Origin of the sequence: Streptosporangium sp. NBC_01810 (assembly GCF_035917355.1) — a bacterium.
Lineage (GTDB): Bacteria > Actinomycetota > Actinomycetes > Streptosporangiales > Streptosporangiaceae > Streptosporangium.
The window spans coordinates 3,444,327-3,467,234 of record NZ_CP109070.1 but is presented as its reverse complement, the minus strand read 5'-3'; the positions used below and the strand labels follow the sequence as shown (position 1 = coordinate 3,467,234).

The 22,908-nt window shown below is 70.3% G+C and carries 21 protein-coding genes and 1 pseudogene; 18 read left to right on the top strand and 4 right to left on the bottom strand.

Annotation, left to right across the window (positions count from 1 at the left end; translation table 11 throughout):
• The 7 genes from sufC to hisG all read left to right on the top strand — a co-directional run bounded on the left by sufC (position 1) and on the right by hisG (position 6,469).
• A complete protein-coding gene (sufC, locus tag OIE13_RS15595; protein ID WP_442811571.1) occupies positions 1–774 on the top strand; it encodes a Fe-S cluster assembly ATPase SufC in 774 nt (257 codons plus the stop codon).
• A complete protein-coding gene (locus OIE13_RS15590; RefSeq protein WP_326639040.1) occupies positions 774–2,036 on the top strand; it encodes a cysteine desulfurase in 1,263 nt (420 codons plus the stop codon). The genes sufC and OIE13_RS15590 overlap by 1 nt, the downstream gene beginning before the upstream one ends.
• Before the next feature lie 118 nt (positions 2,037–2,154).
• Entirely contained in the window at positions 2,155–2,592 is a 438-nt protein-coding gene (gene sufU, locus OIE13_RS15585; RefSeq protein WP_326639042.1) for a Fe-S cluster assembly sulfur transfer protein SufU, read from the top strand.
• A complete protein-coding gene (locus OIE13_RS15580; RefSeq protein WP_326639044.1) occupies positions 2,589–2,963 on the top strand; it encodes a metal-sulfur cluster assembly factor in 375 nt (124 codons plus the stop codon). Before sufU ends, OIE13_RS15580 begins: the two co-directional genes overlap by 4 nt.
• Before the next feature lie 367 nt (positions 2,964–3,330).
• The gene (locus OIE13_RS15575; RefSeq protein ID WP_326639046.1) at positions 3,331–5,049 is read left to right on the top strand and encodes a DEAD/DEAH box helicase; all 1,719 of its coding nucleotides are present in this window, start codon (positions 3,331–3,333) and stop codon (positions 5,047–5,049) included.
• A 250-nt stretch (positions 5,050–5,299) separates the two neighbouring features.
• On the top strand, positions 5,300–5,563 hold the full coding sequence (locus tag OIE13_RS15570) for a phosphoribosyl-ATP diphosphatase (RefSeq protein WP_012892448.1): 264 nt from the start codon (positions 5,300–5,302) through the stop codon (positions 5,561–5,563).
• A gap of 60 nt (positions 5,564–5,623) precedes the next feature.
• Entirely contained in the window at positions 5,624–6,469 is an 846-nt protein-coding gene (gene hisG, locus OIE13_RS15565) for an ATP phosphoribosyltransferase (RefSeq protein ID WP_326639055.1), read from the top strand.
• A gap of 360 nt (positions 6,470–6,829) precedes the next feature.
• On the opposite strand, the gene OIE13_RS15560 is transcribed toward hisG, so the two are convergent.
• Both OIE13_RS15560 and OIE13_RS15555 read right to left on the bottom strand, forming a co-directional pair.
• Complete coding sequence (locus OIE13_RS15560; RefSeq protein ID WP_326639057.1) at positions 6,830–7,672, bottom strand: siderophore-interacting protein; 843 nt, start codon at positions 7,670–7,672, stop codon at positions 6,830–6,832.
• Between the two features lie 191 nt (positions 7,673–7,863).
• Positions 7,864–8,964 (bottom strand): EAL domain-containing protein, encoded by a 1,101-nt coding sequence (locus OIE13_RS15555; RefSeq protein ID WP_326639059.1) that lies wholly within the window; start codon positions 8,962–8,964, stop codon positions 7,864–7,866.
• A gap of 132 nt (positions 8,965–9,096) precedes the next feature.
• Here OIE13_RS15555 and OIE13_RS15550 point away from each other — a divergent pair, with 132 nt between their 5' ends.
• From OIE13_RS15550 to OIE13_RS15525, 6 genes are all read left to right on the top strand, one after another.
• The gene (locus OIE13_RS15550; protein WP_326830166.1) at positions 9,097–9,753 is read left to right on the top strand and encodes an acVLRF1 family peptidyl-tRNA hydrolase; all 657 of its coding nucleotides are present in this window, start codon (positions 9,097–9,099) and stop codon (positions 9,751–9,753) included.
• Positions 9,754–9,929: 176 nt separating this feature from the next.
• A complete protein-coding gene (locus tag OIE13_RS15545) occupies positions 9,930–11,528 on the top strand; it encodes an ABC-F family ATP-binding cassette domain-containing protein (RefSeq protein WP_326639063.1) in 1,599 nt (532 codons plus the stop codon).
• A 114-nt stretch (positions 11,529–11,642) separates the two neighbouring features.
• Positions 11,643–11,858, top strand: coding sequence for a helix-turn-helix domain-containing protein (locus OIE13_RS15540; RefSeq protein ID WP_030904785.1), 216 nt, complete (start codon positions 11,643–11,645; stop codon positions 11,856–11,858).
• Between the two features lie 135 nt (positions 11,859–11,993).
• A complete protein-coding gene (locus OIE13_RS15535; RefSeq protein ID WP_326639071.1) occupies positions 11,994–12,797 on the top strand; it encodes an enoyl-CoA hydratase/isomerase family protein in 804 nt (267 codons plus the stop codon).
• Between the two features lie 169 nt (positions 12,798–12,966).
• Positions 12,967–14,841, top strand: coding sequence for an ABC transporter ATP-binding protein (locus OIE13_RS15530; RefSeq protein ID WP_326639073.1), 1,875 nt, complete (start codon positions 12,967–12,969; stop codon positions 14,839–14,841).
• Between the two features lie 70 nt (positions 14,842–14,911).
• The gene (locus tag OIE13_RS15525; RefSeq protein WP_326639075.1) at positions 14,912–15,280 is read left to right on the top strand and encodes a transposase; all 369 of its coding nucleotides are present in this window, start codon (positions 14,912–14,914) and stop codon (positions 15,278–15,280) included.
• A gap of 15 nt (positions 15,281–15,295) precedes the next feature.
• Here OIE13_RS15525 and OIE13_RS15520 read toward each other — a convergent pair whose 3' ends face one another.
• A complete protein-coding gene (locus tag OIE13_RS15520) occupies positions 15,296–16,186 on the bottom strand; it encodes a sulfotransferase family protein (protein WP_326830165.1) in 891 nt (296 codons plus the stop codon).
• Positions 16,187–16,216: 30 nt separating this feature from the next.
• On the opposite strand from OIE13_RS15520, the gene OIE13_RS15515 reads away from it, so the two are divergent.
• Positions 16,217–17,143: a S66 peptidase family protein gene (locus tag OIE13_RS15515; protein WP_326830164.1), complete on the top strand. Its 927-nt coding sequence runs from the start codon at positions 16,217–16,219 to the stop codon at positions 17,141–17,143.
• A gap of 39 nt (positions 17,144–17,182) precedes the next feature.
• The gene (locus tag OIE13_RS15510; RefSeq protein WP_326639080.1) at positions 17,183–18,127 is read left to right on the top strand and encodes a hypothetical protein; all 945 of its coding nucleotides are present in this window, start codon (positions 17,183–17,185) and stop codon (positions 18,125–18,127) included.
• A gap of 245 nt (positions 18,128–18,372) precedes the next feature.
• On the opposite strand, the pseudogene tnpA reads toward OIE13_RS15510, so the two are convergent.
• A pseudogene (tnpA, locus tag OIE13_RS15505) lies at positions 18,373–18,814 on the bottom strand (IS200/IS605 family transposase).
• A gap of 11 nt (positions 18,815–18,825) precedes the next feature.
• Here tnpA and OIE13_RS15500 point away from each other — a divergent pair.
• From OIE13_RS15500 to OIE13_RS15490, 3 genes are all read left to right on the top strand, one after another.
• Positions 18,826–19,938, top strand: coding sequence for an RNA-guided endonuclease InsQ/TnpB family protein (locus OIE13_RS15500; protein WP_326830163.1), 1,113 nt, complete (start codon positions 18,826–18,828; stop codon positions 19,936–19,938).
• Entirely contained in the window at positions 19,890–20,093 is a 204-nt protein-coding gene (locus OIE13_RS15495) for a zinc ribbon domain-containing protein (RefSeq protein WP_326830292.1), read from the top strand. The genes OIE13_RS15500 and OIE13_RS15495 overlap by 49 nt, the downstream gene beginning before the upstream one ends.
• Before the next feature lie 62 nt (positions 20,094–20,155).
• The gene (locus tag OIE13_RS15490) at positions 20,156–22,849 is read left to right on the top strand and encodes an Hsp70 family protein (protein ID WP_326639084.1); all 2,694 of its coding nucleotides are present in this window, start codon (positions 20,156–20,158) and stop codon (positions 22,847–22,849) included.
• Positions 22,850–22,908 lie beyond the last annotated feature (59 nt).

Genomic DNA, 22,908 nt, shown 5'->3' with positions numbered 1-22,908 from the left:
GTGTCTGACACGAGCCGAGTTCCCTCGGGTTCCACCCTGGAGATCCGCGACCTGCACGTCAACGTCGCCGACAAGGAGATCCTGCGCGGCGTCAACCTGACCGTGCGGGCCGGCGAGACCCACGCCATCATGGGCCCCAACGGCTCGGGCAAGTCCACGCTCGCGTACGCGATCGCCGGTCACCCCAAGTACACGATCACCGGCGGCCAGGTCCTGCTCGACGGGGTCGACCTGCTGGAGCTGACCGTCGACGAGCGCGCCCGCGCCGGACTGTTCCTCGCCATGCAGTACCCGGTCGAGGTCCCCGGTGTCAGCGTCTCCAACTTCCTGCGCACCGCGGTCACCTCCGTCCGTGGCGAGGCCCCCAAGCTCCGCCAGTTCGCCAAGGACCTCAAGTCCGGCATGGACGCCCTGTCCATCGACGCGGCCTTCGCCCAGCGCAATGTCAACGAGGGCTTCTCCGGCGGTGAGAAGAAGCGCCACGAGATCCTCCAGCTGGAGCTGCTCAAGCCGAAGATCGCGGTTCTCGACGAGACCGACTCCGGCCTCGACGTCGACGCGCTGCGCGTGGTCTCCGAGGGGATCAACCGCTTCCGCTCGGGCGGCGAGACCGGCGTGCTGCTCATCACCCACTACACCCGCATCCTGCGTTATGTGAAGCCGGACTTCGTCCATGTCTTCTCCGCGGGGCGGATCGTGGAGCAGGGTGGCCCCGAGCTCGCCGACAGGCTTGAGGACGAAGGCTACGAGGCGTACACGAAGGCGTCGGCCTGATGGTGGACACCGGCTTTGACGTGGAGAGGATCAGGAAGGACTTCCCGGTCCTCTCCCGAGAGCTTCCCGGCGGCAGGCCGCTGATCTATCTCGACTCGGGGAACTCCGCGCAGAAGCCCACCCAGGTGGTCGAGGCGATGCGCGAGCACATGGCGATGCACTACAGCAACGTCGGCCGCGCCATGCACGCGCTGGGCGCCGAGTCCACCGAGGCGTACGAGAACGCCCGCGACAAGGTCGCCGCCTTCATCGGCGCGCCCGACCGTGACGAGGTGGTCTTCACCAAGAACGCCTCCGAGGCGCTCAACCTGGTGGCGTACGCCTTCGGCAACCCCATCGGCGAGGACCCGCGCTTCCGGCTCGGCCCCGGCGACGAGATCGTCATCTCCGAGATGGAGCACCACTCCAACATCGTGCCGTGGCAGATGCTCGCGCAGCGCACGGGCGCGACGCTGCGCTGGTTCTCCGTCACCGACTCCGGCCGGCTGGACCTGTCGAACCTCGACGAACTCGTCACCGAGCGCACGAAGATCGTCTCGATCGTGCACCAGTCGAACGTGCTGGGCACGGTCAACCCGGTCGCCCCGGTGCTCGCCAGGGTCCGCGAGGTCGGCGCGCTGATGATGCTCGACGCCTCGCAGTCGGTGCCCCACCAGAAGGTGGACGTGGCCGCGCTGGGTGTCGACTTCCTGGCCTTCACCGGCCACAAGGTCGTCGGCCCCTCGGGGATCGGCGTGCTGTGGGCCCGCGGTGAGCTGCTTTCGGCCATGCCCCCGTTCCTGGGCGGCGGCGAGATGATCGAGGCGGTCTGGATGGATCACTCGACCTACGCGCCCGCGCCGCACAAGTTCGAGGCGGGCACGCCGCCGATCGTCGAGGCCATCGGTCTCGGCGCCGCGGTCGACTACCTGTCCGAGATCGGGATGGACGCCGTCGTCCGGCACGAGCACGAGCTCACCGCCTACGCGCTCGGGTCGCTGGGGGAGATCCCGGGTCTGAAGGTGATCGGCCCGCTGGACCTCGCCGACCGCGGCGGCACCGTCTCGTTCACGCTGGAGGGGATTCACCCGCACGATGTCGGGCAGATCCTGGATGACAACTTCGGCGTGGCGGTACGCGTGGGGCATCACTGCGCTCGTCCGCTCCACCTGAGATTCGGGATTCCCGCGACCACGCGGGCGTCCTTCTACCTGTACAACACACCGGCCGAGATCGACGCTCTGGTCCGCGGCCTCCACCACGTGCGGAAGGTGTTCGCCTAGTCATGCCCGAGCAGTCGAGCCGGCGGGCGAGCGAACGGCGGGCGCCACACGCCCACGGCACGGCGTCCGGCGACGCGCGAGCGTACGGCGCAGCGAACGAGAAGGTGAGCACGACCCTATGATCGCCGAGTCCATGTACCAGGAGCTGATCCTGGAGCACTACAAACACCCGCAGGGGAGGGGTCTTCGCGACCCGTACGACGCCGAGGTCCACCATGTGAACCCGACGTGCGGCGACGAGATCACCATGCGGGTGAAGCTGGGCGACGGCGGCAAGGTCGAGGACGTCTCCTACGACGGGCAGGGCTGTTCCATCAGCCAGGCCGCGGCCTCGGTGCTGCACGAGCTGGCCACCGGCTCGACCGTCGACGACTCGCTCGGCGTCGTGGAGGAGTTCACCCGGCTCATGCAGGGCCGGGGGAAGGTCGAGGCGGACGAGGACGTGCTGGGCGACGCCGTGGCCTTCGCGGGGGTCGCGAAGTTTCCCGCTCGGGTGAAGTGCGCGCTACTGGCCTGGATGGCCTACAAGGACGCGGTCGTGAGGAGCATGAAATGAGCAAGGCTGTTGAGACGCCGACCACGGCGTACGACGGGGACACCACCCATGACGAGGTCATGGAGGCCCTCAAGGACGTCGTGGACCCCGAACTCGGCATCAACGTGGTCGACCTGGGCCTGATCTACGGGCTCCACCTGGACCCCGCCGAAGGGGGCGAGGGGGACGCGTTGCCGGTCGCCACCATCGACATGACGCTGACCAGCGCGGCCTGCCCGCTGACCGACGTCATCGAGGACCAGGCGCACTCGGCCCTGAACGGTATGGTCTCCAATGTGAAGATCAACTGGGTCTGGCTCCCGCCGTGGGGCCCGGACAAGATCACTGACGAGGGTCGCGAGCAGCTCAGGATGCTCGGTTTCAACGTCTGAGACGCGGTTTTCGGTACGGCTCGCACCCCCCGGGTTCGGGCCGTACCCGATTGTGTGAGAGGATCTCCGAGGCCGGGAAGAAAAGCCCGGCTGGGAGTGTTAACTCCAACCGACGGACAAGCGGCCGGCTGATGCCGGACGCCCCGACCGAACTCGGCACTGCGAACGCCGGGTATGCTTGATCGTGGTTTGACTGCGTGCGGGTAATGCTAGACCCGCCCCGTGCGGTGCGCCTCGACTTGCACCGCACTACCACCCCCATGTGGGTGTTGATCAAGCGCGGCCTCAGGCCGCGCGTTCCAGGCTCGTCCTTTCGCAGAAGTGACGTGCCCCGTTCTTCTATCGAAAGGCACGAGTCTTCGTGACCATGCTTGACGCTGTTCTGCCCGAAATCACCGAAATCTCCCAGGTCTCCGCAGGCACGTCCGAGTTCACCCTCCTCGGTCTGCCGAAGCCGCTGGTGACCGGTCTCTCCCGTGCGGGCATCGACAGTCCCTTCCCCATCCAGCGGGCCACGATCCCCGACATCCTCGCCGGCCACGACGTCCTCGGCCGCGGCCAGACCGGCTCGGGTAAGACGCTCGCCTTCGGCCTGCCCATGATGACTCGCATCGCCGGAGCCAAGGCCCGCCCCGGCCACCCGCTGGCCGTCGTGCTGGTGCCGACCCGCGAGCTCGCCATGCAGGTGACCGACGCGCTGGAGCCCCTCGGCCGTGGCCTGTCGCTGCGGATGAAGACCGTTGTCGGCGGCATGTCCATGGGTCGTCAGATCGAGGCGCTGCGCCGCGGCGTCGAGGTCGTGGTGGCCACCCCCGGCCGCCTGACCGACCTCATGCAGCAGGGTGAGTGCATGCTGGACGAGGTCCAGGTGACGATCCTCGACGAGGCCGACCACATGTGCGACCTCGGCTTCTTCCCGGTCGTCAGCGCGATCCTGCAGCAGACCCCGGCCGACAGCCAGCGCCTGCTGTTCTCCGCGACCCTTGACGGTGACGTGGACAAGCTCGTCCGCCGCTTCCTCACCAACCCGGTGACCCACTCCATGGCCCCGGCCGCCTCCTCGGTCGACACCATGGAGCACCACGTGCTGGAGGTGCACCGCGACGACAAGTTCCCGGTGACCGCCGAGATCGCCAACCGCGAGGGCCGGACCATCATCTTCGTGCGCACCCAGCACGGCGTGGACCGGCTGTGCAAGCAGCTCGCCCAGGTCGGCATCAAGGCCGGCGGCCTGCACGGCGGCAAGCGCCAGAACCAGCGCACCCGCATCCTGGCCGAGTTCAAGGAAGGCACGATCAACGTCCTGGTCTGCACGGACGTCGCGGCCCGTGGCATCCACGTCGACAACATCAGCCTTGTGCTGCACGTCGACCCGCCCCAGGACCACAAGAGCTACCTGCACCGCGGCGGCCGCACCGCCCGCGCCGGGGAGAAGGGCACCGTCATGACGCTGGTGCTCCCCAACGAGCGCCGCTCCACCGACGCGATGACCCGCCGCGCGGGCATCAAGCCGTTCCGCGTCAAGGTCACCCCGGGCCACCCGCGCCTGGAGGAGGTCGCCGGTGCGCGTACCCCCAGCGGCGAGCCGATCCCGGTCTGGGAGCCCTCGGCTCCGGCCGCCAAGCAGCGCCAGGGGCGCGGCGGTTTCGGCGGCAACGGCGGCGGGCGTGGCCCGCGCCGCTTCCGCTCCGAGCGTCCCGCCCACGGCGAGGGCCAGCAGCCCCGTGAGCGTGCCTTCGGCGACGACTCCCGCGGCGGCCAGTACCGTTCCGAGCGCCCGGCCGGCGGCGGTTTCCGCTCCGACCGTCCCGCGGGCGGCGGCTACCGCTCCGACCGCGGCGAGCGCCCGGCCGGTGGCGGCTTCCGTTCCGAGCGTCCGGCGGGCGGTTACCGCGGTGGCGAGCGGCGCGAGCCGTTCCGCGCAGACCGTCCGGCCCCGGCCGGCGGCGGTTTCCGCTCCGAGCGTCCCGCGGGCGAGCGCGAGCCCTTCCGCGGTGACCGTCAGGGCGGCGGCTTCCGCGGCGGCGAGTTCCGCGCCGACGGCCGCGGCTCCGCCCCGCGCGGCGGCAGCCGCTACGGCCGCTGATCACCTCGTAGGGCCTCCAAGAGATAACCCGGTGAGAACCCCGAAGGGGCCGGTACGGCGCACGCCGTACCGGCCCCTTCGGGGTTCTCCGGCCGGAGTCGTCACCGACTCGGTCGCGGGACGGTCGACCGGAGTGGTGATCTCCGGAGAGCAGCCGGCGGCTCGCGGCACGCGCGGGTGGACCCGCACACGTTTGGGTCGGCGAGCCCGTTAGGCTTGACGCGCACATCCGACGACGCCGAGAGAGATCATGAAGACCTTCGAAGAGCTGTACGCCGAGCTGTCCGACAAGGCGCGCACCCGGCCCGAGGGCTCGGGCACCGTGGCCGCGCTGGACGCCGGGGTCCATGCCATCGGCAAGAAGGTCGTGGAGGAGGCCGCCGAGAGCTGGATGGCGGCCGAGCACGAGTCGAACGAACGGGCGGCCGAGGAGATCTCCCAGCTCCTCTACCACGTGCAGGTCCTCATGATCGCCAAGGGGATCGGGCTGGACGAGGTCTACAAGCATCTGTGAGCCGGTGCGCCCGGCTTCCGGTCCGTAGGCAGATCCCGTCCACACATAAGGAACCCAGCCATGCTTCGCATCGCCGTACCGAACAAGGGCGCCCTCACCGAGGCCGCCCAGACGATACTCAAGGAAGCCGGATACCGCGCCCGCAAGGACAGCAAGGAGCTCGTGGTCGTCGACCCGGAGAACTCCTGCGAGCTGTTCTTCCTGCGGCCCAAGGACATCGCCGTCTATGTCGGCGAGGGCACCCTGGAGGCCGGGATCACCGGCCGCGACATGCTCCACGACTCCGGGGCACAGGTCGAGGAGATCATCCCGCTCGGTTTCGGCCGCTCCACCTTCCGCTTCGCCGCGAACCCGGGTGACTTCGACTCCGCCGCCGACCTCAAGGGCAGGCGCATCGCCACCTCCTACAAGGGCCTGCTGGAGTCCTACCTGGCCGAGCAGGGCGTCGACGCCCGGGTGATCAAGCTGGACGGCGCCGTCGAGACCGCCATCCGGCTGGGCGTGGCCGATGCCGTGGCCGACGTCGTGGAGACCGGCACCACGCTGCGCAACATCGGCCTGGAGGTGTTCGGCGAGCCGATCGCCCACTCCGAGGGTGTGCTGATCAAGCGGATCGGCGCCGTGCAGACCCCGGGCCTGCAGCAGCTCGTCCGCCGCCTGCAGGGCGTGCTGATGGCGCGTGACTACGTGATGATGGACTACGACATCCGCGCCGAGCGGATCGAGGAGGCCATCGCCCTCACCCCCGGGATGGAGGGTCCCACGGTCTCCCCGCTGCACCGGGAGGGCTGGGTCGCGGTCCGGGCCATGGTCCCGCGCAAGGGGCACCAGCAGGTCATGGACCAGCTCTGGGAGATCGGCGCCAAGGCCATCCTGGTGACCGCCATCTTCGCCTGCCGGATCTGACCCGGCGCGCCGCGGGGACGCCCGCCTCACGGCGCGCCTGACCGCTGTCCCTGCGGTGCCTGTCGGTCCGGGTCTGCGGCGGTGTCCCGGATCTGACAAATGTCACTTCCAACGGCGGGACGGACGAGCGTCCGTCCCGCCTCCGGCGGCTGTCGGGGATCTCCATCGGCCTGGTCTACCGGTGCTTCCCGGTGCTTCCCGGTGCTTCCCGGTGCTGGAGATCGTCGCCGGCGAGCTGGACGGCGCCCGTGCCGCCCTGGAGGCGGCGGGGACGCGGCTGACGATTCCGTAAGACGCACGCCCGCAACCGCATCGAGGCGGTCGAGCGCGCCCGCACCCAGGGCCGGCTCTGAGGCGGGTTCACGAGGAGAGTGCCGCGGCCTCCTCGGCCTCGATCTGCTCGTTCCACTCGCGCTTGGAGGAGCGCCATGCCTCGTCGTCGCGGCCCAGGCGCCAGTAGCCCGAGATGGACAGCTGGGACAGCGGGATGCCGCGCTCGGTGCGCAGGTGGCGCCTGAGCTCGCGGACGAAGCCCGCCTCGCCGTGGACGAAGGCGTGCACGGTGCCGTCGGGGAAGTCCAGTTCACGGACCGCCCTGACCAGCCGCTCACCGAACGGGGCACCCATGCGGTGTAGCCAGACGATCTTCACGTCGCCAGGGGAGTCGAGTCGCTGCTCCTCCCCGGGGTCCTCGATCTCGATGAAGGCCCAGGCCCGAGCCCCGGCGGGAAGGTGCCCCAGGGAGGCGGCGATGGCCGGCAGCGCGCTCTCGTCTCCCGCGAACAGGTGCCAGCCGGCTTCCGGATCGGGGGTGTAGGCCCCACCCGGGCCGAAGAAACAGATCTCCTCACCCGGTTGGACCCGGTCGGCCCACGGCCCCGCGAGGCCGCTGTCGCCGTGGTGGACGAAGTCGATCGTCAGCTCGCCCGCGTCGGCGTCCCAGTGGCGGACGGTGTAGGTGCGGGTGGTGGGCCACTGCTCGCGGGGCAGGTCACGGCGGATCGCCTCCAGATCGAACGGCTGCGGGTAGCTCACCCCCGCCGGGGCGAACAGCAGCTTCACGTAGTGGTCCGTGTACTCGTCCGCGTGGAAACCGGCAAGCCCCTGGCCGCCGAGCACCACCCGGATCATGTGCGGGGTGAGCCGTTCGACCCGCTGGACCCGGACGCTCGTCACCTTGCGCGCGGGTTTCTCGTCTGCCATACGCCACTCCGGGGGAGTCAAAGTTAGGTGAACCTAACTCGTACCATACGTCACCGAAGTGCGGTGATGGTGTCCGCCGCCCGGCCTGTCCGCTCCGGGGCGGTGATCGCTGCTGTGAATCTACTTTGTAAAGGCGTCGGGGCCGGTGCGGAAACCCCACGATCCCGGATGCCGGCGAGCCGGGCCGTGCCTCAGTGGCGCATGGACGCGACCTGGCGGATCAGGTCGGAGACCCGCACGATGCCCATGCAGCGGCCGACCTCGTCGGTGACCACCAGGTCGTCGTAGACGCGCTCGGCGTCGCGCCCCGCGACCTGCATGGCCGCGATGGCGGAGGTCGTCTTGGGAACCGCGCGGGCGGGGTCGGCCAGCCGTCCGGCGGGTTTCCTGCCGTGCAGGGCGTGGCCGAACCGGCCGGAGATCGACAGCAGGAAGCGGCTACGGTCGAGGCTGCCCCTGGGACGCTGGTACTCGTCGACGAGGACCACGCTGGTGATGGACGGCTCGCCGCCGAAGGCGTTGATCACGGCCTCGGCGGTGGCCTCGTAGGGCAGGGTCACCGCGGGTAGCAGGAACTCCTGGACGCGTGGACCGAGCGTGAACCGAGACGGCTCCTGCTCGACGACCGGGAGCGGCACGTGCACCCGGCCGGACGGTCCGGGGGTCAGCAGCGGGCCCTGTGCGAGCCGTACCCCCCAGCCGCGGAGTGCGGAGAGCTGGGCCTCGTCGCTCACGCCGGAGGCCAGCACGTGCGCGCCCGCCTCCCTGGCGAGCCGGGCCAGACCCTCGCCGATCGCGGTGCGGCGCGGGTCGCGGGGCACCTGGGCGATCAGGTCCGGGGAGATCACCGCCAGGTACGGTGCGGCGTCGGCGAGAAGGTCCAGCGGGATGTGCCCGGTGCCCAGGTCGCCCACCGCGATGAGGTAGCCGATGGCGCGCAGGCCGTCCAGGCCGACGATCAGGGAGCGGCGCTCGAACTGGGCGAAGTCGCCCCGTACGGTGAGGATCACCTCGCGGGGTCGCCGCCCGGACGCGCGGAGGGCCTCGTGGAGCGGTGCCAGTGCGGCCGTGCCGCCGATCACCGCGACCGTCGGCAGGGTCAGCACCAGCGGGAGCAGGGTCTCGCCGGCGGCGGCGTCGTGCACCGTCTGGATCGTGGTGGAGATGTTCCCGCGGCCCTCGCCTCCCGCCTGGAGTGCGATGACGCCTCCGGTGTCGAGGTCGACGACAGGCGTGAGGCTCGCGGGGGCCGCTGCGGAGGCCTGCGGGTTGACGTGCGCTCTGGTCGTCACATTCAGAAGGATGGGGGTTGCTGTGGCATCACAGAAGCAACGTGCAGCGATGTTCACTGATATTTCGCTGTTCGTTGGATTTGGTCGGCGAGATCGTGTGTTCCGCGAGGTCAGCCGGTAGTGTCGCGTTTCATGACGTCGCGACCGGCCAAGGGGGGAGGCCGCTGGGTCTCGGTGGCGCCCGACCGCCTGAACCGCTGGATCGACGGTTTCGTCGACAGGCACGGCCCGTCGGGGGTGACGGCCTCGGTCTCGGTCGTACGCCTCGAAGGCGCGGACGGCGCGGTCGCCGAGTGCCAGGTGCCGTTCCCGCCGCTGACCCCGTCCGGGGGCGGTCCGCTGGCGCGTCTGGTCACCCACGTGCGCACCGAGCGCAGGGTCGGGGTGCTGCTCGTCCGGCTGGGCGGCCACGCGGCGGGGATCTTCCAGGGTGAGGAGCTGCTCTCCTCCAAGGTCGGTTCGCGGCCGGTTCACGGGCGCAGCGCGGCGGGTGGCTGGTCACAGCGGCGTTTCGCCCGGCGCAGGGAGAAGCAGGTGGACCAGGCGCACGAGGCGGCGGCCGAGGTGGCGCTGCGCGTCCTGGGGCCGTGGGTGGGCGAGCTGGAGGCTGTCGTGCTTGGCGGAGACCGGCGCGCGGTCGACGCGTTGCGCTCCGACCGCAGGCTCGCCCCGGTCTTCGCGCTGGAGGCCGAGCCCTTCCTGACGGTCCCCGATCCGAGGCTGGTGGTCCTCAAGGACACCCCCGCCGGGTTTCGCGCGGTCCGCATCAGGGTGAGCGATCCCACGTAATCGAGGAGAGCCCAGGTGTTGCCGCGCCGTACACTGATCGGTATGCGCACTCCCGATTGACCGTCGTCCCGATGAAGGCGAGACGGCCGAGCCGAGAGCCGGGAGACACAGGGCGCGGCGGGTTCGGCCACAGTGAAGTGAGCCTGTGTATTTCCTGCTGGGAGTGTTCTCCAACCATGATCGTAGCTTCTGACATCGAACTGCGGGCCGGGGCCCGCCTGCTCATCGAGGGCGCGTCGTTCCGGGTGAACCCCGGTGACAAGATCGGGCTCGTCGGCCGTAACGGGGCCGGAAAGACCACGCTGACCCGGGTGCTCGCGGGGGAGGGGGCGGCGGCCTCGGGCACGGTCTCCATCAGTGGCGAGGTCGGCTATCTGCCGCAGGACCCGCGCACCGGTGATCTGCACGTGCTGGCCCGCGACCGCATCCTGTCGGCCCGCGGGCTGGATGAGGTGCTGCGCGAGCTGCGCGAGGCCGAGCTGGGCATGTCCTCGGCCGACGATCGCACCAGAGACCGCGCCGTGCGCGCCTACGGGCGCCTGGAGGACCGTCTGCACGTGCTGGGCGGGTACGCCGCGGAGTCGGAGGCCGCCTCGATCGCCTCCAGCCTGGGGCTGCCGGACCGGGTGCTCGGCCAGCCGTTGGAGACCCTCTCCGGAGGGCAGCGCAGGCGGGTGGAGTTGGCTCGGATCCTCTTCAGCGGGGCAGAGACTCTCCTTCTTGACGAGCCGACAAACCACCTAGATGCGGACTCAATCGGGTGGCTTCGTGATTTTTTACGATCTCACCAGGGCGGCTTGATCATTATCAGCCACGACGTGGGTCTTCTTGAAGCGACGGTAAACCGCGTCCTGCACCTCGACGCCAACCGTTCGGTGATCGACACCTACAACGTCGGCTGGAAGTCCTATCTGGCCCAGCGGGAGACCGACGAGAAGCGCAGGAGGCGCGAGCGCGCCAACGCCGAGAAGCAGGCCTCCGCCCTGATGTCGCAGGCCGACAAGATGCGTGCCAAGGCCACCAAGGCCAAGGCCGCGCAGGACATGCAGCGCCGCGCCGAGCGCCTGCTTTCCGGCCTGGAGGTGGAGCGGCGCAGCGACAAGGTCGCCAAGCTGCGCTTCCCCCAGCCCGCTCCGTGCGGGCGCACCCCGATCATGGCGGAGGGGCTGTCGAAGTCGTATGGCTCCCTGGAGGTCTTCACGGACGTCGACGCCGCGGTCGACAGGGGCAGCAGGGTCGTGATCCTGGGTCTGAACGGCGCGGGAAAGACCACTCTCCTGCGCATCCTGGGTGGCGTCGAGGAGCCCGACACCGGGGCGGTCAAGGCCGGTCACGGGCTCAAGCTGGGCTACTACGCGCAGGAGCATGAGACGATCGACCCCGGCCGCAGCGTGCTGGAGAACATGCGCTCGGCCGGGGGAGAGCTTCCCGACGTGGAGTTGCGCAAGGTTCTGGGCTCGTTCCTGTTCACCGGCGACGACGTGGACAAGCCTGCGGGGGTGCTGTCGGGAGGGGAGAAGACGCGGCTGGCACTGGCCACGCTGGTGCTGTCGGCGGCCAACGTCCTCCTCCTCGACGAGCCCACGAACAACCTCGATCCGGCCAGTCGAGAGCAGGTTCTTTCGGCGCTAACGTCCTATTCTGGGGCGATTGTGCTTGTCACGCATGATGAGGGTGCTGTGGAGGCTCTACGACCCGATAGGGTGATCTTGCTGCCTGACGGAGTTGAAGACGCATGGAGCGACGAATTTTCCGATCTTGTGGCACTTGCGTGATCTTAATTTGAGCGGGTACGGATCTTTTCCCGTGGAGTAGGTAGCCGATCTCGCTGAAATGACTGATCATGGCGTGTGTAACGCTGCGGAAGTCTGGCACTACAGGAGGTACTCGTGGCCGAGACTCTCAAGAAGGGCACCCGGGTTACCGGGGCCGACCGTGAAAAACTGGCCTCCGATCTCAAGAAGCGCTACAGCGCGGGTGAAAGCATCCGTGCTCTGGCCGCTTCGACCGGCAGGTCGTACGGGTTCATCCACCGCATCCTGAGCGAGTCCGGTGTGACTCTGCGCGGGCGTGGTGGCGCCACCCGAGGCAAGTCCAAGCGCTGACTCCACCTCGGAACGCGCGACCGCAGCCGCTCGTCCCCCACACGCCGCAGCCGTTCCCGCCCGAGCCTATAGAACCTCATTCTGGAGAGTCGATAGGGTCGGGCGAGGCGGAAACGGAAGGTGGGAGAACGGGCGATGGTGGAAGCGGTGTTCGGGGGGAGTGCGGAGGAGATCTCTCTCAAGGAGGTCGGTCTGCGCTACGAGGTGGACGGCGAGATCGCGACGATCACGCTGGACCGTCCGGAGAAGCGAAACGCTCAGACGTTCGCCACCTGGTCGGCTCTGGCTCATATCGGTAACAACCTGCCGCAGCAGGTGAGGGTCGTCGTGATCAGAGGTGAGGGGCCGTCCTTCTCGGCGGGGATCGATCTGAGGATGTTCACACCGGAGGGGGTACCAGGGCAGGGGACGTTCACGTCCCTGGCGACACTCGAGGAGACGGCTTTCGTCGACCGGGTGGCGTCGGCCCAGCGGGGTTTTCTCTGGCTGAGGCGTCCCGACATCGTCTCCGTGGCAGCTGTGCAGGGCCACGCGGTAGGCGCGGGGTTTCAGCTGGCGCTCGCCTGTGACCTGCGGGTCCTGGCGGACGACGCCAAGCTGTGCATGAAGGAGCCGGCTCTCGGGCTGGTCCCCGACCTGACCGGCACCAAGCCGCTGGTCGATCTGGTGGGCCTGTCCCGGGCCATCGAGATCTGCCTGACCGCCCGCGTCGTGGGGGCGCAGGAGGCGGCCAGGATCGGCCTGGCCGAGCTGGTCGTCGCACCGGGAGAGCTGACGGAGGCCGTGCGCGACCTGACCGCCGCGCTGCTGGCGACCAACCGCGACGCCGCGACGGCGACCAAGCGGCTGCTCCAGGGTGCTTCGGGGCGCACACTGGAGGAACAGGCCGCGGCCGAGGCACGCGAGCAGGAGGCACGTATCAAGGCGCTTTTCGGGTAGCCCGTCTGGCTTTCACGCGAGAGACCCGACCCGAGACGGTCGCGACCTCCGGGGCTCAGCCGTGGGGAGAGGTCAAGCGGCCCATTCGGGCGAGCCGCGGGTGTTCGCCTCAAGCTGATGAGGGAATGAGTGTGCCTCTCCCGGTGCTCGCACCGGGAGAGGAGGCCAGATGGCAATGATGGGTGGGGGCTTCGGCCCCCAGATGATGCACTCGCTCCGGCGTGACAGCTCGGTGACCAAGGAGCGTCTGGCGCCGGGCACGGTCAGGCGCATCGCCCGCTACGCCAGGCCGTTCTCGCGGCATATCGCGGCCTTCCTCGCGCTGGTGGTGGTCGGCTCGGTCATCGTGATCGCCAACCCGCTGCTGATGAAGGCGATCATCGATGACGGCATCGTCGCGAGGCGCCAGGGGGTGGTGATCGCCCTCGCGCTGGTCATCGCGGGCCTGGCGGTCGCGGACGCGGTGCTCACCCTGGCCCAGCGCTGGTTCTCCGCGCGGATCGGTGAGGGCCTCATCTACAACCTGCGCACCGAGGTCTTCGACCACGTCCAGCGCATGCCCGTGGCCTTCTTCACCCGCACCCAGACCGGCGCCCTGGTCTCCCGGCTCAACACCGACGTCATCGGAGCCCAGCGCGCCCTGACCAGCACGCTGTCATCGGTCGTGGCCAACGTGGTCATGCTGGTGCTGGTCCTGGGCGCCATGCTGGTGCTCTCGTGGCAGATCACCCTCGTCGCCCTCGTACTGCTGCCGATCTTCGTCTTCCCCGCCAAGTGGGTCGGCAGGAAGATGTCCGGGCTCACCCGCGAGCAGATGGAGCTCGACGCCGAGATGAGCTCCATGATGACCGAGCGGTTCAACGTAGCCGGTGCGATGGTCGCCAAGCTGTACGGCCGCCCGGACGACGAGGCCGACGCCTTCGGCGGCAAGGCGGGGCGGGTTCGCGACGTCGGCGTCACCGTGGGCATGTACGGGACGGTCTTCCGGGTCGCGCTCGGCCTGGTGGCGGCGCTGGCCACCGCCCTGGTGTACGGCCTGGGCGGCGTGCTGGCCGTCTCCGGCGTCTTCGAGCTCGGAACCCTGGTGGCCCTCGCCGCCCTCCTGATGCGCCTGTACGGCCCGCTGACGAGCCTGTCGAACGTGCACGTGGACGTGATGACCGCGCTGGTCAGCTTCGACAGGGTCTTCGAGGTGCTCGACCTGCGGCCCATGGTCGCCGAGCGGTCCGATGCCAGGCCTCTTCCCGAGGGGCCGGTCTCCGTCGAGTTCGACGACGTCCGGTTCAGGTATCCCTTGGCCTCGGAGGTGTCGCTGGCCTCACTGGAGGCGGTGGCCCGCCCCGACACCGGGCCCGGCCACGAGGTGCTGCGCGGCGTCACCTACACCGCCCGCCCCGGCCAGATGGTCGCCCTGGTCGGCCCCTCCGGAGCGGGAAAGACGACGATCACCGGCCTGCTCTCACGCCTCTACGACGTCAGCGGGGGTGCGGTCCGGATCAACGGCCTGGATGTGCGCGACGCCACCCTGGCCTCCCTGCGCGACACCGTGGGGGTCGTCATGCAGGACGCTCACCTGTTCCACGACACCATCGGGGCCAACCTCCGCTACGCCAGGCCCGAGGCGAGTGAGGAGGAGATCTGGGAGGCGCTGCGGGCCGCCCAGATCGCCGAGTTGGTCATGGACATGCCCGAGGGGCTGGAGACCGTGGTGGGCGACCGGGGCCACCGGCTGTCCGGCGGGGAGAAGCAGCGGCTGGCCCTGGCGAGACTGCTGCTCAAGGCGCCTCGCGTGGTCATCCTCGACGAGGCCACCGCGCATCTGGACTCCGAGTCCGAGGCCGCCGTCCAGCAGGCGCTGAAGGTCGCGCTGGCCGGACGCACCTCGCTGGTCATCGCCCACCGGCTGTCCACGATCCGCGAGGCCGACCAGATCCTGGTGGTGCAGGACGGCCGCATCGTCGAGCGGGGCCGGCACGAGGAGCTGCTGAGCAGGGGGGCGGTCTACGCCGAGCTCTACCGGACTCAGTTCAGTCAGGCGTCCTGACCGTGTCCACGGCGCCGGCGGCACGCCTTCGAGTGGCTCTTCCAGCGCGGATGGTGTAGATCATGGTGGCGTGGAAGACCGGCTTAGACGTGATGACCTGACCGACGACGAGTGGGCACGGCTGGCGCCGTTACTGCCCGCTCACGCCAGGCAGGGGAACCGGTGGGCCGATCACCGCACGATCATCGACGGGGTGTTCTTCCGTACCAGGACCGGCTGCCCCTGGCGGAAGCTGCCCGAGGTCTACGGCAAGTGGAAGACCGTCTACAACCGGCACCGCCGCTGGTGCCTGGACGGCACTTGGGAGATGATCCTGGACACGCTGCCGAGCGGCGGTGACAGGGCGGCGGGCGGCGGTGCCGAGAGTGCCCCGGCCCTGAGGCCCGCCCCGTCCGGGGACATCCGTCCAGGTGCGATGTTCGAGGTCGCGAACTGGTGACCGGCGGGCCGGCCGTCAGGGTGAGGGGACGTAGCCCAGGCGGGTGAGCTCCTCGCGGGCGACCTTGGCCACCAGTTCGGCGTCCTGGCCGCGCAGGCGGGTGTGCCAGACGCCGACCCTCGGCATGTTCCCGCCCAACAGGGCGATCTTGGGGACCCGCGTCTCCAGGAAGTCGGAGAGCTCGCCTGTGGCCTTGGCCGGGGAGGCGACCAGGTCCTCGTAGCGCAGGGTCAGCAGCTGCGCGCGGGGTAGCTCCTGGTGGAGCGAGGCCGCGAGCCGGACCGCGCTGCGCCAGCGCAGCGCGCACTTCCCCGCCGTGGGCATCGCCTTCCAGCGTTCGCGGTGCTCGCCGGAGCTGACGCCGAGGAAGGGGTTGGGGAACTCCGTCTCGTCGCTCAGCATGGCCGGTTTGAACCACGTCAGGGCGGCGGGGTCGGCCAGCATGTCGGCGGCCACGTCACGGCCGTCCCTGATCAACTGGACGAAACGGGCGTCGGGAAAGGCCTGTAACAGCACCGAGGCGCTGTAGAGCAGGTCGGGGCTGGCGTCGCCGAAGCGGGCCACCGAACCCGAGGCCACGCAGGGACCCGCCCCGGTCACGCCGCCCGCTTCCCGGCACGGGGCCGGGCACTCCTCGCAGGCGCCGGGGACGATCTGCCAGGACTCGGCCATGGCGTCGCGGAGCACACGGGTCGCGCCCATGCCCCGCCCCGCGATCGAGGGCCGCCGGGCGAAGGCGTAGACGACGTGCGCCACCGCCGCCCGTCCCATGGTGACGTGGAAGCCCGGGGAGCGTTTCAGGGCACGGGCCAGCAGGTCCGCGCCGGAATGCGGGGCGGCGAGCACGAACACCGGGCGGCGGACCTTGATGCCGTTGACCACCAGGATGTGAGGCGGAGGTCGCATATGAAAGCCCAGTGTGGCACCGTTTGGGGAGTGAAAGAACCGGCTGCCGGCATACCGGTCCCGCCCCCGCCGCGCTCGGGTGACACGGTGGCGGTGGTCGCACCGTCGGGACCCCCCGATTTCGAGAGGCTGGCGCGCGGCGTCCGTGTTCTGGAAGGGCTCGGTCTGAAGGTCGTCATCGGTGCTCATGTCCTCGACAGGGACCGCTACCTGGCGGGCTCCGACGCCGACCGCGCCCGCGATCTGCAGGACGCCTGGTGCGACCCCGCGGTGAGCGCGGTGTTCTGCGCTCGCGGCGGTTACGGGGCCACCCGGCTCCTCGGCCTGCTGGACTGGGACGCGATGCGGGCCGCCGACCCCAAGGCTCTGGTCGGCTCCAGCGACGTCACCGCGCTGCACAGCGCGTTCGCCGTGGAACTGGGCGTCGCCTCCTGGTTCGGTCCGATGCCGGCCTCTGCCACGATCAGCGACCCCGCCGGACCCGAGCCGCGCACCTTCGAGAGCCTCACGGCCGCCCTGGCCGGAGCGCCGCCGCCGATCACCGGTGACCGGGTGATCGTTCCAGGTGAGGTCACGGCACCGGTCACCGGCGGTAACCTCAGTCTGCTGGCCGCGCTCTGCGGCACGCCGTACGCGCTGTCGGCACGGGGGCGGATCGTCCTGCTCGAGGACATCGGCGAGGCGCCGTACCGGATCGACAGGATGCTCACCCAGCTGCTGCAGGCGGGGGCGCTCGACGGAGCCGCCGGGTTCGTCCTGGGCTCCTGGATCGACTGCGGCGACCCCTACCCCGTGCTGGAGGAGCTGCTCACGCCGCTCGGAGTGCCCGTCATCGCGGGGCTGCCGATAGGGCATGGAGAGCCACAATTTTCAGTATTGCTTGGGACACTTGGTGCTATTGATGCAAAATCGTGCTCTCTTGCCTACTCAACAGGGGGCGCCGACGAGGCACTCTAGGTGCGAACCTAGGAGGAAACCGGCAGAGGGGACGCACGCGTGAGATTGTTCCGGCGGCACCGTCACCGGCGAACCGAGGCGCTGCCGCGCCCGATCGAAGAGGTCGATCTCGACTCCCTGCTCGCCCTGGTCGCGGACAGTCTCGGTTATGCCTGCGCGTTCGACCCCGGCGGCGGCGTCCTGACGCTCACCGGCCCGCGCCGGGTCGTGGTGCGGCTGGCGGGGCTGCGCGCCGAGGCCCTGAGGCGCTCCCGCGAGGACTGGCCGATGCTCGTCTCCGAGCACCTGTCCCACGTCCTGGCCACGCTGGACGAGCCGCTCGACGCCTGTGACCTGGACCAGATACGCCCGATGCTGCGGACCCGCATCCAACTCGACGACGACCTCGACTCGACCCGCGTGGTCGGCCGTCACCTCACCGCCGACCTGGTCGAGGTGCTCACCATCGGCTACGGCCCCGCCGGTCGCCCGGTCCGCCCCGAGGAGGTCGGCTGCTGGCCGATCACCGCGGCCCAGGCGCTCGACGTGGCCCTGGAGAACGCCCGCCAGGACGAGCGGCTCTCGGTGACGGAGGGCGATCTCGGTGGGGTGGCGGTCCGCAGGCTGACCGGGCCCACCGCCGGCGCCGCCGCCCACCTGCGCAGGCTGGGCGACTACCTGCCGGTCCCCTCCGACGGGGTTCTCGTCGCGCTGCCCGACCCGGCGACGCTGATCGTCCACCCGGTCGAGGGCATCGGCGTGGTCCGCGCGATCGAGCGGCTCCGGCTGTTCGCCCAGCGGGAGTTCGACATGCGCGCCGAGGCACTCAGCCCGCAGGTCTACTGGTGGCACGGTGGCCGCCTCTCCCTGATCAGGGCCGATCTGGTCAGCCAGGGCGGGCAGACCCGGCTGGTGGTCGCACCCCCACCGGACTTCGCGCGTGTCCTGGCGGCCATGGCCGTCCGCCCGGAGGCCCATTCCGACGGTGAGTCCGGCGTCGGCTGACGCGCCGATCACCCGAAGCGGAGGAGGTCCCTCGCCCCGAAGGACTCCGTCGGCCGATTCTCGGATCGGTCCCGGCGCTCCCGCCCGCGCCCTGGCAGTGGTCGCGGGATGGGGCATGATGGGGTCTGGATCTACCGAACTGTGGGCCAGTGCCCCGGTGTTCACGCCGGAGGTGAAGACCCACGCGGGAGTGCCCGCCAGGGCGCGAGCGTGCCCTGGCCTTCCGTGCCCGTGAGCAGGTCGGCTCACACGGGTCGTTTCCGCTGTTCGATGTACTGCTTGAGGACCGCGAGCGGTGCGCCGCCCACGCTTGCGGCGAAGTAGGAGCCGGACCAGAAACGCCCGCCGCACAGGTATTGGCGGACGTGAGCGCCGTATTCCTTGCGCAGCATCCGCGCCGAGACGCCCTTCGGTTGAGTTGACGAGCTTGGACAGGGCGACCTTTGGCGGGTAGTGGACCAGCAGGTGAACGTGGTCGTGGTCGCTGTTGAACTCGCGAGGTTCGACCTCGAAGTCGGCGCGGACCTCGCGCATGAGTTCCTCGCAGCCGACCGGCATCGGGCCGGTGAACACCCCATGCCGGTACTTCGTCACGAACACCACGTGTGCGTGAAGGCCGCGGACAACATGGCGTCCGGTGCGTACCTCGGGGTTTGGATTCCACCGCGGTGACGTAAACCAAACGATACGATCACGGTGTGGAATCGGTGAGGCAGACTCGTGCGCACGTGGCGCGACTCGACCTCGGCGCGGACCAGGTGGCCGTGCTGGACGCTCAGGCGCACACCGCCCGCGCGCTGTGGAACCTGCTGCATGAGTACTTCACCTTCCGCCAAGGCCGGTTCGCGACGGTGAAGGACTGCGACGCGGCGATCCGCACAGCCCGCCGCGAGATCGACTGGATGGGACAACTACCCGCCCAGGCCGCGCAAGCGGTGCTGAAAACGTACCGGCAGGCGTGGGCGAACTTCTTCAACCCCGACCATCCCGCCAAGCGGCCCACGTTCAAGGGCCGCCTACGGACCCGGTTGGCCGTGGACGTCCCCCAAGCCCGCGATCTGCAGATCAAGCGGGTCAACCGGCGGTGGGGCGCGATCAATCTCCCCAAGGTCGGGCGGGTGCGGTTTCGATGGACCAAGGACCTGCCCGGCCTCACCAGGGGCGGTGCTGCCGGGCGGATCACGGGAGCGCGGCTGGTCAAGGACGCCCACGGCTGGCAGGTCGTGTTCCGTACCCAAACCCTCACCGCGCCGGCCCCTGCCGCCCGCCCGGGCCCCACGGTGGGGATCGACCGGGGGATCACCGTCGCCCTGGCCCTGTCGGACGGCACCATGCGTGAGCACGCACCCTGGCTTCGCAACGGCGAGAGGGAACACCTGCGCCGGCTGGAGAAGAAGGCGGCCCGTCAGCGGCGCACCCGCCAGCGCGCGGAGCCGACCTCGCATCGGCTGGCCCGCACCTACGACCAGATCGCCCGGCTGCGCGCGAGAGCCAAGCGCCGAGCCGTCGACTGGCAGCACCAGACCACCACCGAACTCGCCGCCACCTTCGGCGTGGTCGTGGTGGAGGACCTGAAGATCACGAACATGGTCCGTTCGGCCACGGGCACGGTCGCAAACCCCGGCGTGAACGTCGCGCAGAAGGCCGGGCTGAACCGCTCGATCGCCGGGGAGGCGTGGGGGCGGACGGTCACCCTGTTGGAGTACAAGACCTCCGACCGGGGCGGCCAGGTCGTGAGAGTCCCCGCGCGGGGACCTCGCAGATCTGTCACCGGTGCGGCCGTCGTGACCCGGCGGCCCGGGACGGGATAAGGTACGCCTGCGCCAACCCCGTGTGCGGTTGGGTCGGGCATGCCGACACCAACGCCGCGATCAATATCAAGAACGCCGTCGGAATGCCGGTGTCAGGACGTGGAGACCTCGGGATTACCCGGTCTGCGAAGCGTCAACCCCCGCGCGCCGCTTAACCGCGACGCGACGGGAGAATCTCCGGCCTTCAGGCCGGGGAGGAGTTCAAGAGGAGTGGGACATGGCGCAGTGGTGCCTCGGTGTCGATCTGGGGACGAGTTTCTCCGCCGGGGTGATAGCGGCCGAAGGGCGCTTCGACGTCCTGGAGGTCGAGGGAGAGCGGCGCATCCCCTCCGCCGTCATGCTGGACGAGCGGGGGACGCTCGTGGCGGGCAGGATCGCCCAGCGGGGCATCGCGATCAGCCCCGAGCGGGTCGAGCGCAACCCCAAGCGTTACGTCGGCCGGGGGCGGATGCTGCTCGGCGGTGTCCCGGTGGACGTGGCCGACGCCATGGCGGCACTGCTGGAGCTGTTCGTCAGCGAGGGGCGGCGACGGTTCGACGGCGCCGATCCCGACTGCATCGCGCTGACCCACCCGGTGGCCTGGGACGCCGGCCGTAAGGCGGTGCTGCTGGCGGCGGCCAGGAAGATCGTCAGCGGCGTGCGGATCGCGCTCATCGACGAGCCCGTCGCCTCGGCCCGCTACTTCGCCTCCGCCGGGCGGGCGGACGGCGGGTCGCGGCTGGCCGTCTACGACCTTGGCGGCGGCACGTTCGACGCCGCGGTGCTCACCGTGGACGGCGGTGACTTCGCGGTCGTCGGCGAACCGGGCGGCAGCGACGAGATCGGCGGCGAGGGGTTCGACGAGCAGGTCTTCGCGTTCCTCGGCGCCCAGATCGAGCGGCTCGACGCCGACTGGTGGCAGCAGGTGACCACCAACCCCGAGCGCCGTTACGTCAGCTACGCCGCCGACCTGCTCAAGATGGCCAGGGAGGCCAAGGAGACGCTGTCGAAGTTCGAAACCTCCTCCCACTACGTGGTCGGCATCAACGAGGACGTGCACATCACCAGGGCCGACCTGGAGGATCTCATCGGCGAGGAGATCGTCAGGACGGTCGACATCCTGGACGAGACGATCCGCGGCGCGGGGGTCGAGTCCGGCGAGCTGGCCGCGGTGTTCATGACCGGTGGCCCCAGCCGGATGCCGCTGGTCCAGAAGGCCGTGCGCGAGCGTTTCGGCGACCGGGTGCGGACCTACGACGACCCGAAGATCGTGGTCGCCTACGGTGCCGCGCAGCTGGCCTGGAAGCTCAAGGTCGAGCACCGCGGGCCCGGCGCGGACTCCGCCACCGCCGGCGGCCACCGGGCCGCCGGCGGTGCGGCGGGCATTCCCGGCGCGGGGCAGGTTCCACCCGCCTCCGGTACCTCCGGCGCTCCAGGTACGGGGCAGCGGGCCTTCACCGGCCCGGTGCCCGGCCAGGCCGCGGGCCACCAGATGCCCAATGCGGCCAACGCGGCCGGTGCGGCCGGTGCGCCGGTGGCGGTTCCGACCGGCGGTCACCGGGCCTTCACCGGTCCCGAGGGAGGTGCCACCGGTGGCCATCGGGTGCTCACCGGTCCCGGCGACGGCGCCACCGGCGGGCACCGAGGGCTCAGTGGCCGGCCCGCGGGCCGCGGGGGCACGGCGGGCGGGGACGGACCCGGCGTCCAGGGGATCGAGAAGGTGATGGACGGCGTGCTGGAGGCGCGTGCCGAGGCGGGCCGGGTCTTCGTCCACCAGGCCTTCGAGCACGGCCACCTGCTGCGCAGGCTCGACGGGATCGAGGGCCGGCACGACCGGGAGCTCGGCTTCGGCAGGCTCGTGGAGTGGGCCGCCTCCAGCGAGGGCGTCGTGGCGGTGGAGCAGGTCGGGCCCGCGCAGGTGCTGGTCCGCGCCCTCACCCGCGACCTCGCCATCCGCGCCACTCACCCGCTGCAGATGTGGGGCAACCCCACCGCGATCGCCCACGGCCGTACGGCGTGGGTCTTCTTCCACTCCCGCCAGGCCGCCGGTGTCGACACCTCGATGGGGCTGCCCTGGGGGGAGACCGGGCAGCTGGCCATGATCGAGCTCGATCTGGGCGGGGGCTTCGCCTTCCAGGCCCCCCAGCCGCGCGAGCTGGGCCCCTACGCCCAGTGGTTCCTGAACGAGGACAACAGGTCGCGCCGGCTGCTCGACCAGGAGGCGCCCAGCGGCAGCGAGCCGTCGTCCTCGGTGGGCGCGCCGGGCTGCACCGTGGTGCTCGGGCAGTTCAGCAGCAACAAGCCGATGTTCCAGAACCGGCACCAGGATTTTCGGCCGTGGCAGGTTCTGTGCCTGGTCGATCCCGGCGGCGTGGTGCGCCCGACGGTGCGCGAGCCGGGGCGCGGCTGGCTGCACCAGGTGGTCCTGCACCGGGGCAGGTGGTTCACCTCCGGCTCGGCGGGGCTGGAGGCCGACACCGCGGACGGCAGGACCAGGCTGGTCATGCCGCGTCCCCGGGGCGGCGCGCTGCGCTGGTTCTCCGCGGGCAACGAGATCTACGCGGTCGGCACCGACCAGGTGAGCCCGGCCAGGGGCTGGTCGGTCGGGATCTTCGACCAGCGTTCCCAGACGCTGGAGTTCCTGATGGGCAAGCAGTCGGCGACTCTGGCCGGTCACCTCACCTCCCGCCACCGCTGGGAGCGGCCGAGGCTGGTCGCCGACGGCGACTCGATGTGGATGACCATGCAGGACGCGGGCCGTAGCAGGCTGCTGCACGTCACCCCCGGCGGGGCGCGGGAGGTGCACCGCACCCCGGGGATGTTCGAGCCGGTCGCCCGGGTCGCCACGGGCCTGCTGTGCCTGCACCGCCCCGCCGACGCGACCGGCGCCACCCGTGACCGGCCCGCCACCCTGGTGCACCTGCCGCTCTGACCGTTCCCGCCCCTGACCCCGGCCAGGGGCGGGAACGGCCGTCGTTCCGGCACTCTCAA

Coding starts and splice junctions, on each gene's coding strand:
- OIE13_RS15590 (WP_326639040.1), top strand. CDS start 774: ATGGTGGACACCGGCTTTGACGTGGAGAGGATCAGGAAGGACTTCCCG.
- sufU (WP_326639042.1), top strand. CDS start 2,155: ATGATCGCCGAGTCCATGTACCAGGAGCTGATCCTGGAGCACTACAAA.
- OIE13_RS15580 (WP_326639044.1), top strand. CDS start 2,589: ATGAGCAAGGCTGTTGAGACGCCGACCACGGCGTACGACGGGGACACC.
- OIE13_RS15575 (WP_326639046.1), top strand. CDS start 3,331: ATGCTTGACGCTGTTCTGCCCGAAATCACCGAAATCTCCCAGGTCTCC.
- OIE13_RS15570 (WP_012892448.1), top strand. CDS start 5,300: ATGAAGACCTTCGAAGAGCTGTACGCCGAGCTGTCCGACAAGGCGCGC.
- hisG (WP_326639055.1), top strand. CDS start 5,624: ATGCTTCGCATCGCCGTACCGAACAAGGGCGCCCTCACCGAGGCCGCC.
- OIE13_RS15560 (WP_326639057.1), bottom strand. CDS start 7,672: ATGGCAGACGAGAAACCCGCGCGCAAGGTGACGAGCGTCCGGGTCCAG.
- OIE13_RS15550 (WP_326830166.1), top strand. CDS start 9,097: ATGACGTCGCGACCGGCCAAGGGGGGAGGCCGCTGGGTCTCGGTGGCG.
- OIE13_RS15545 (WP_326639063.1), top strand. CDS start 9,930: ATGATCGTAGCTTCTGACATCGAACTGCGGGCCGGGGCCCGCCTGCTC.
- OIE13_RS15535 (WP_326639071.1), top strand. CDS start 11,994: ATGGTGGAAGCGGTGTTCGGGGGGAGTGCGGAGGAGATCTCTCTCAAG.
- OIE13_RS15530 (WP_326639073.1), top strand. CDS start 12,967: ATGGCAATGATGGGTGGGGGCTTCGGCCCCCAGATGATGCACTCGCTC.
- OIE13_RS15520 (WP_326830165.1), bottom strand. CDS start 16,186: ATGCGACCTCCGCCTCACATCCTGGTGGTCAACGGCATCAAGGTCCGC.
- OIE13_RS15490 (WP_326639084.1), top strand. CDS start 20,156: ATGGCGCAGTGGTGCCTCGGTGTCGATCTGGGGACGAGTTTCTCCGCC.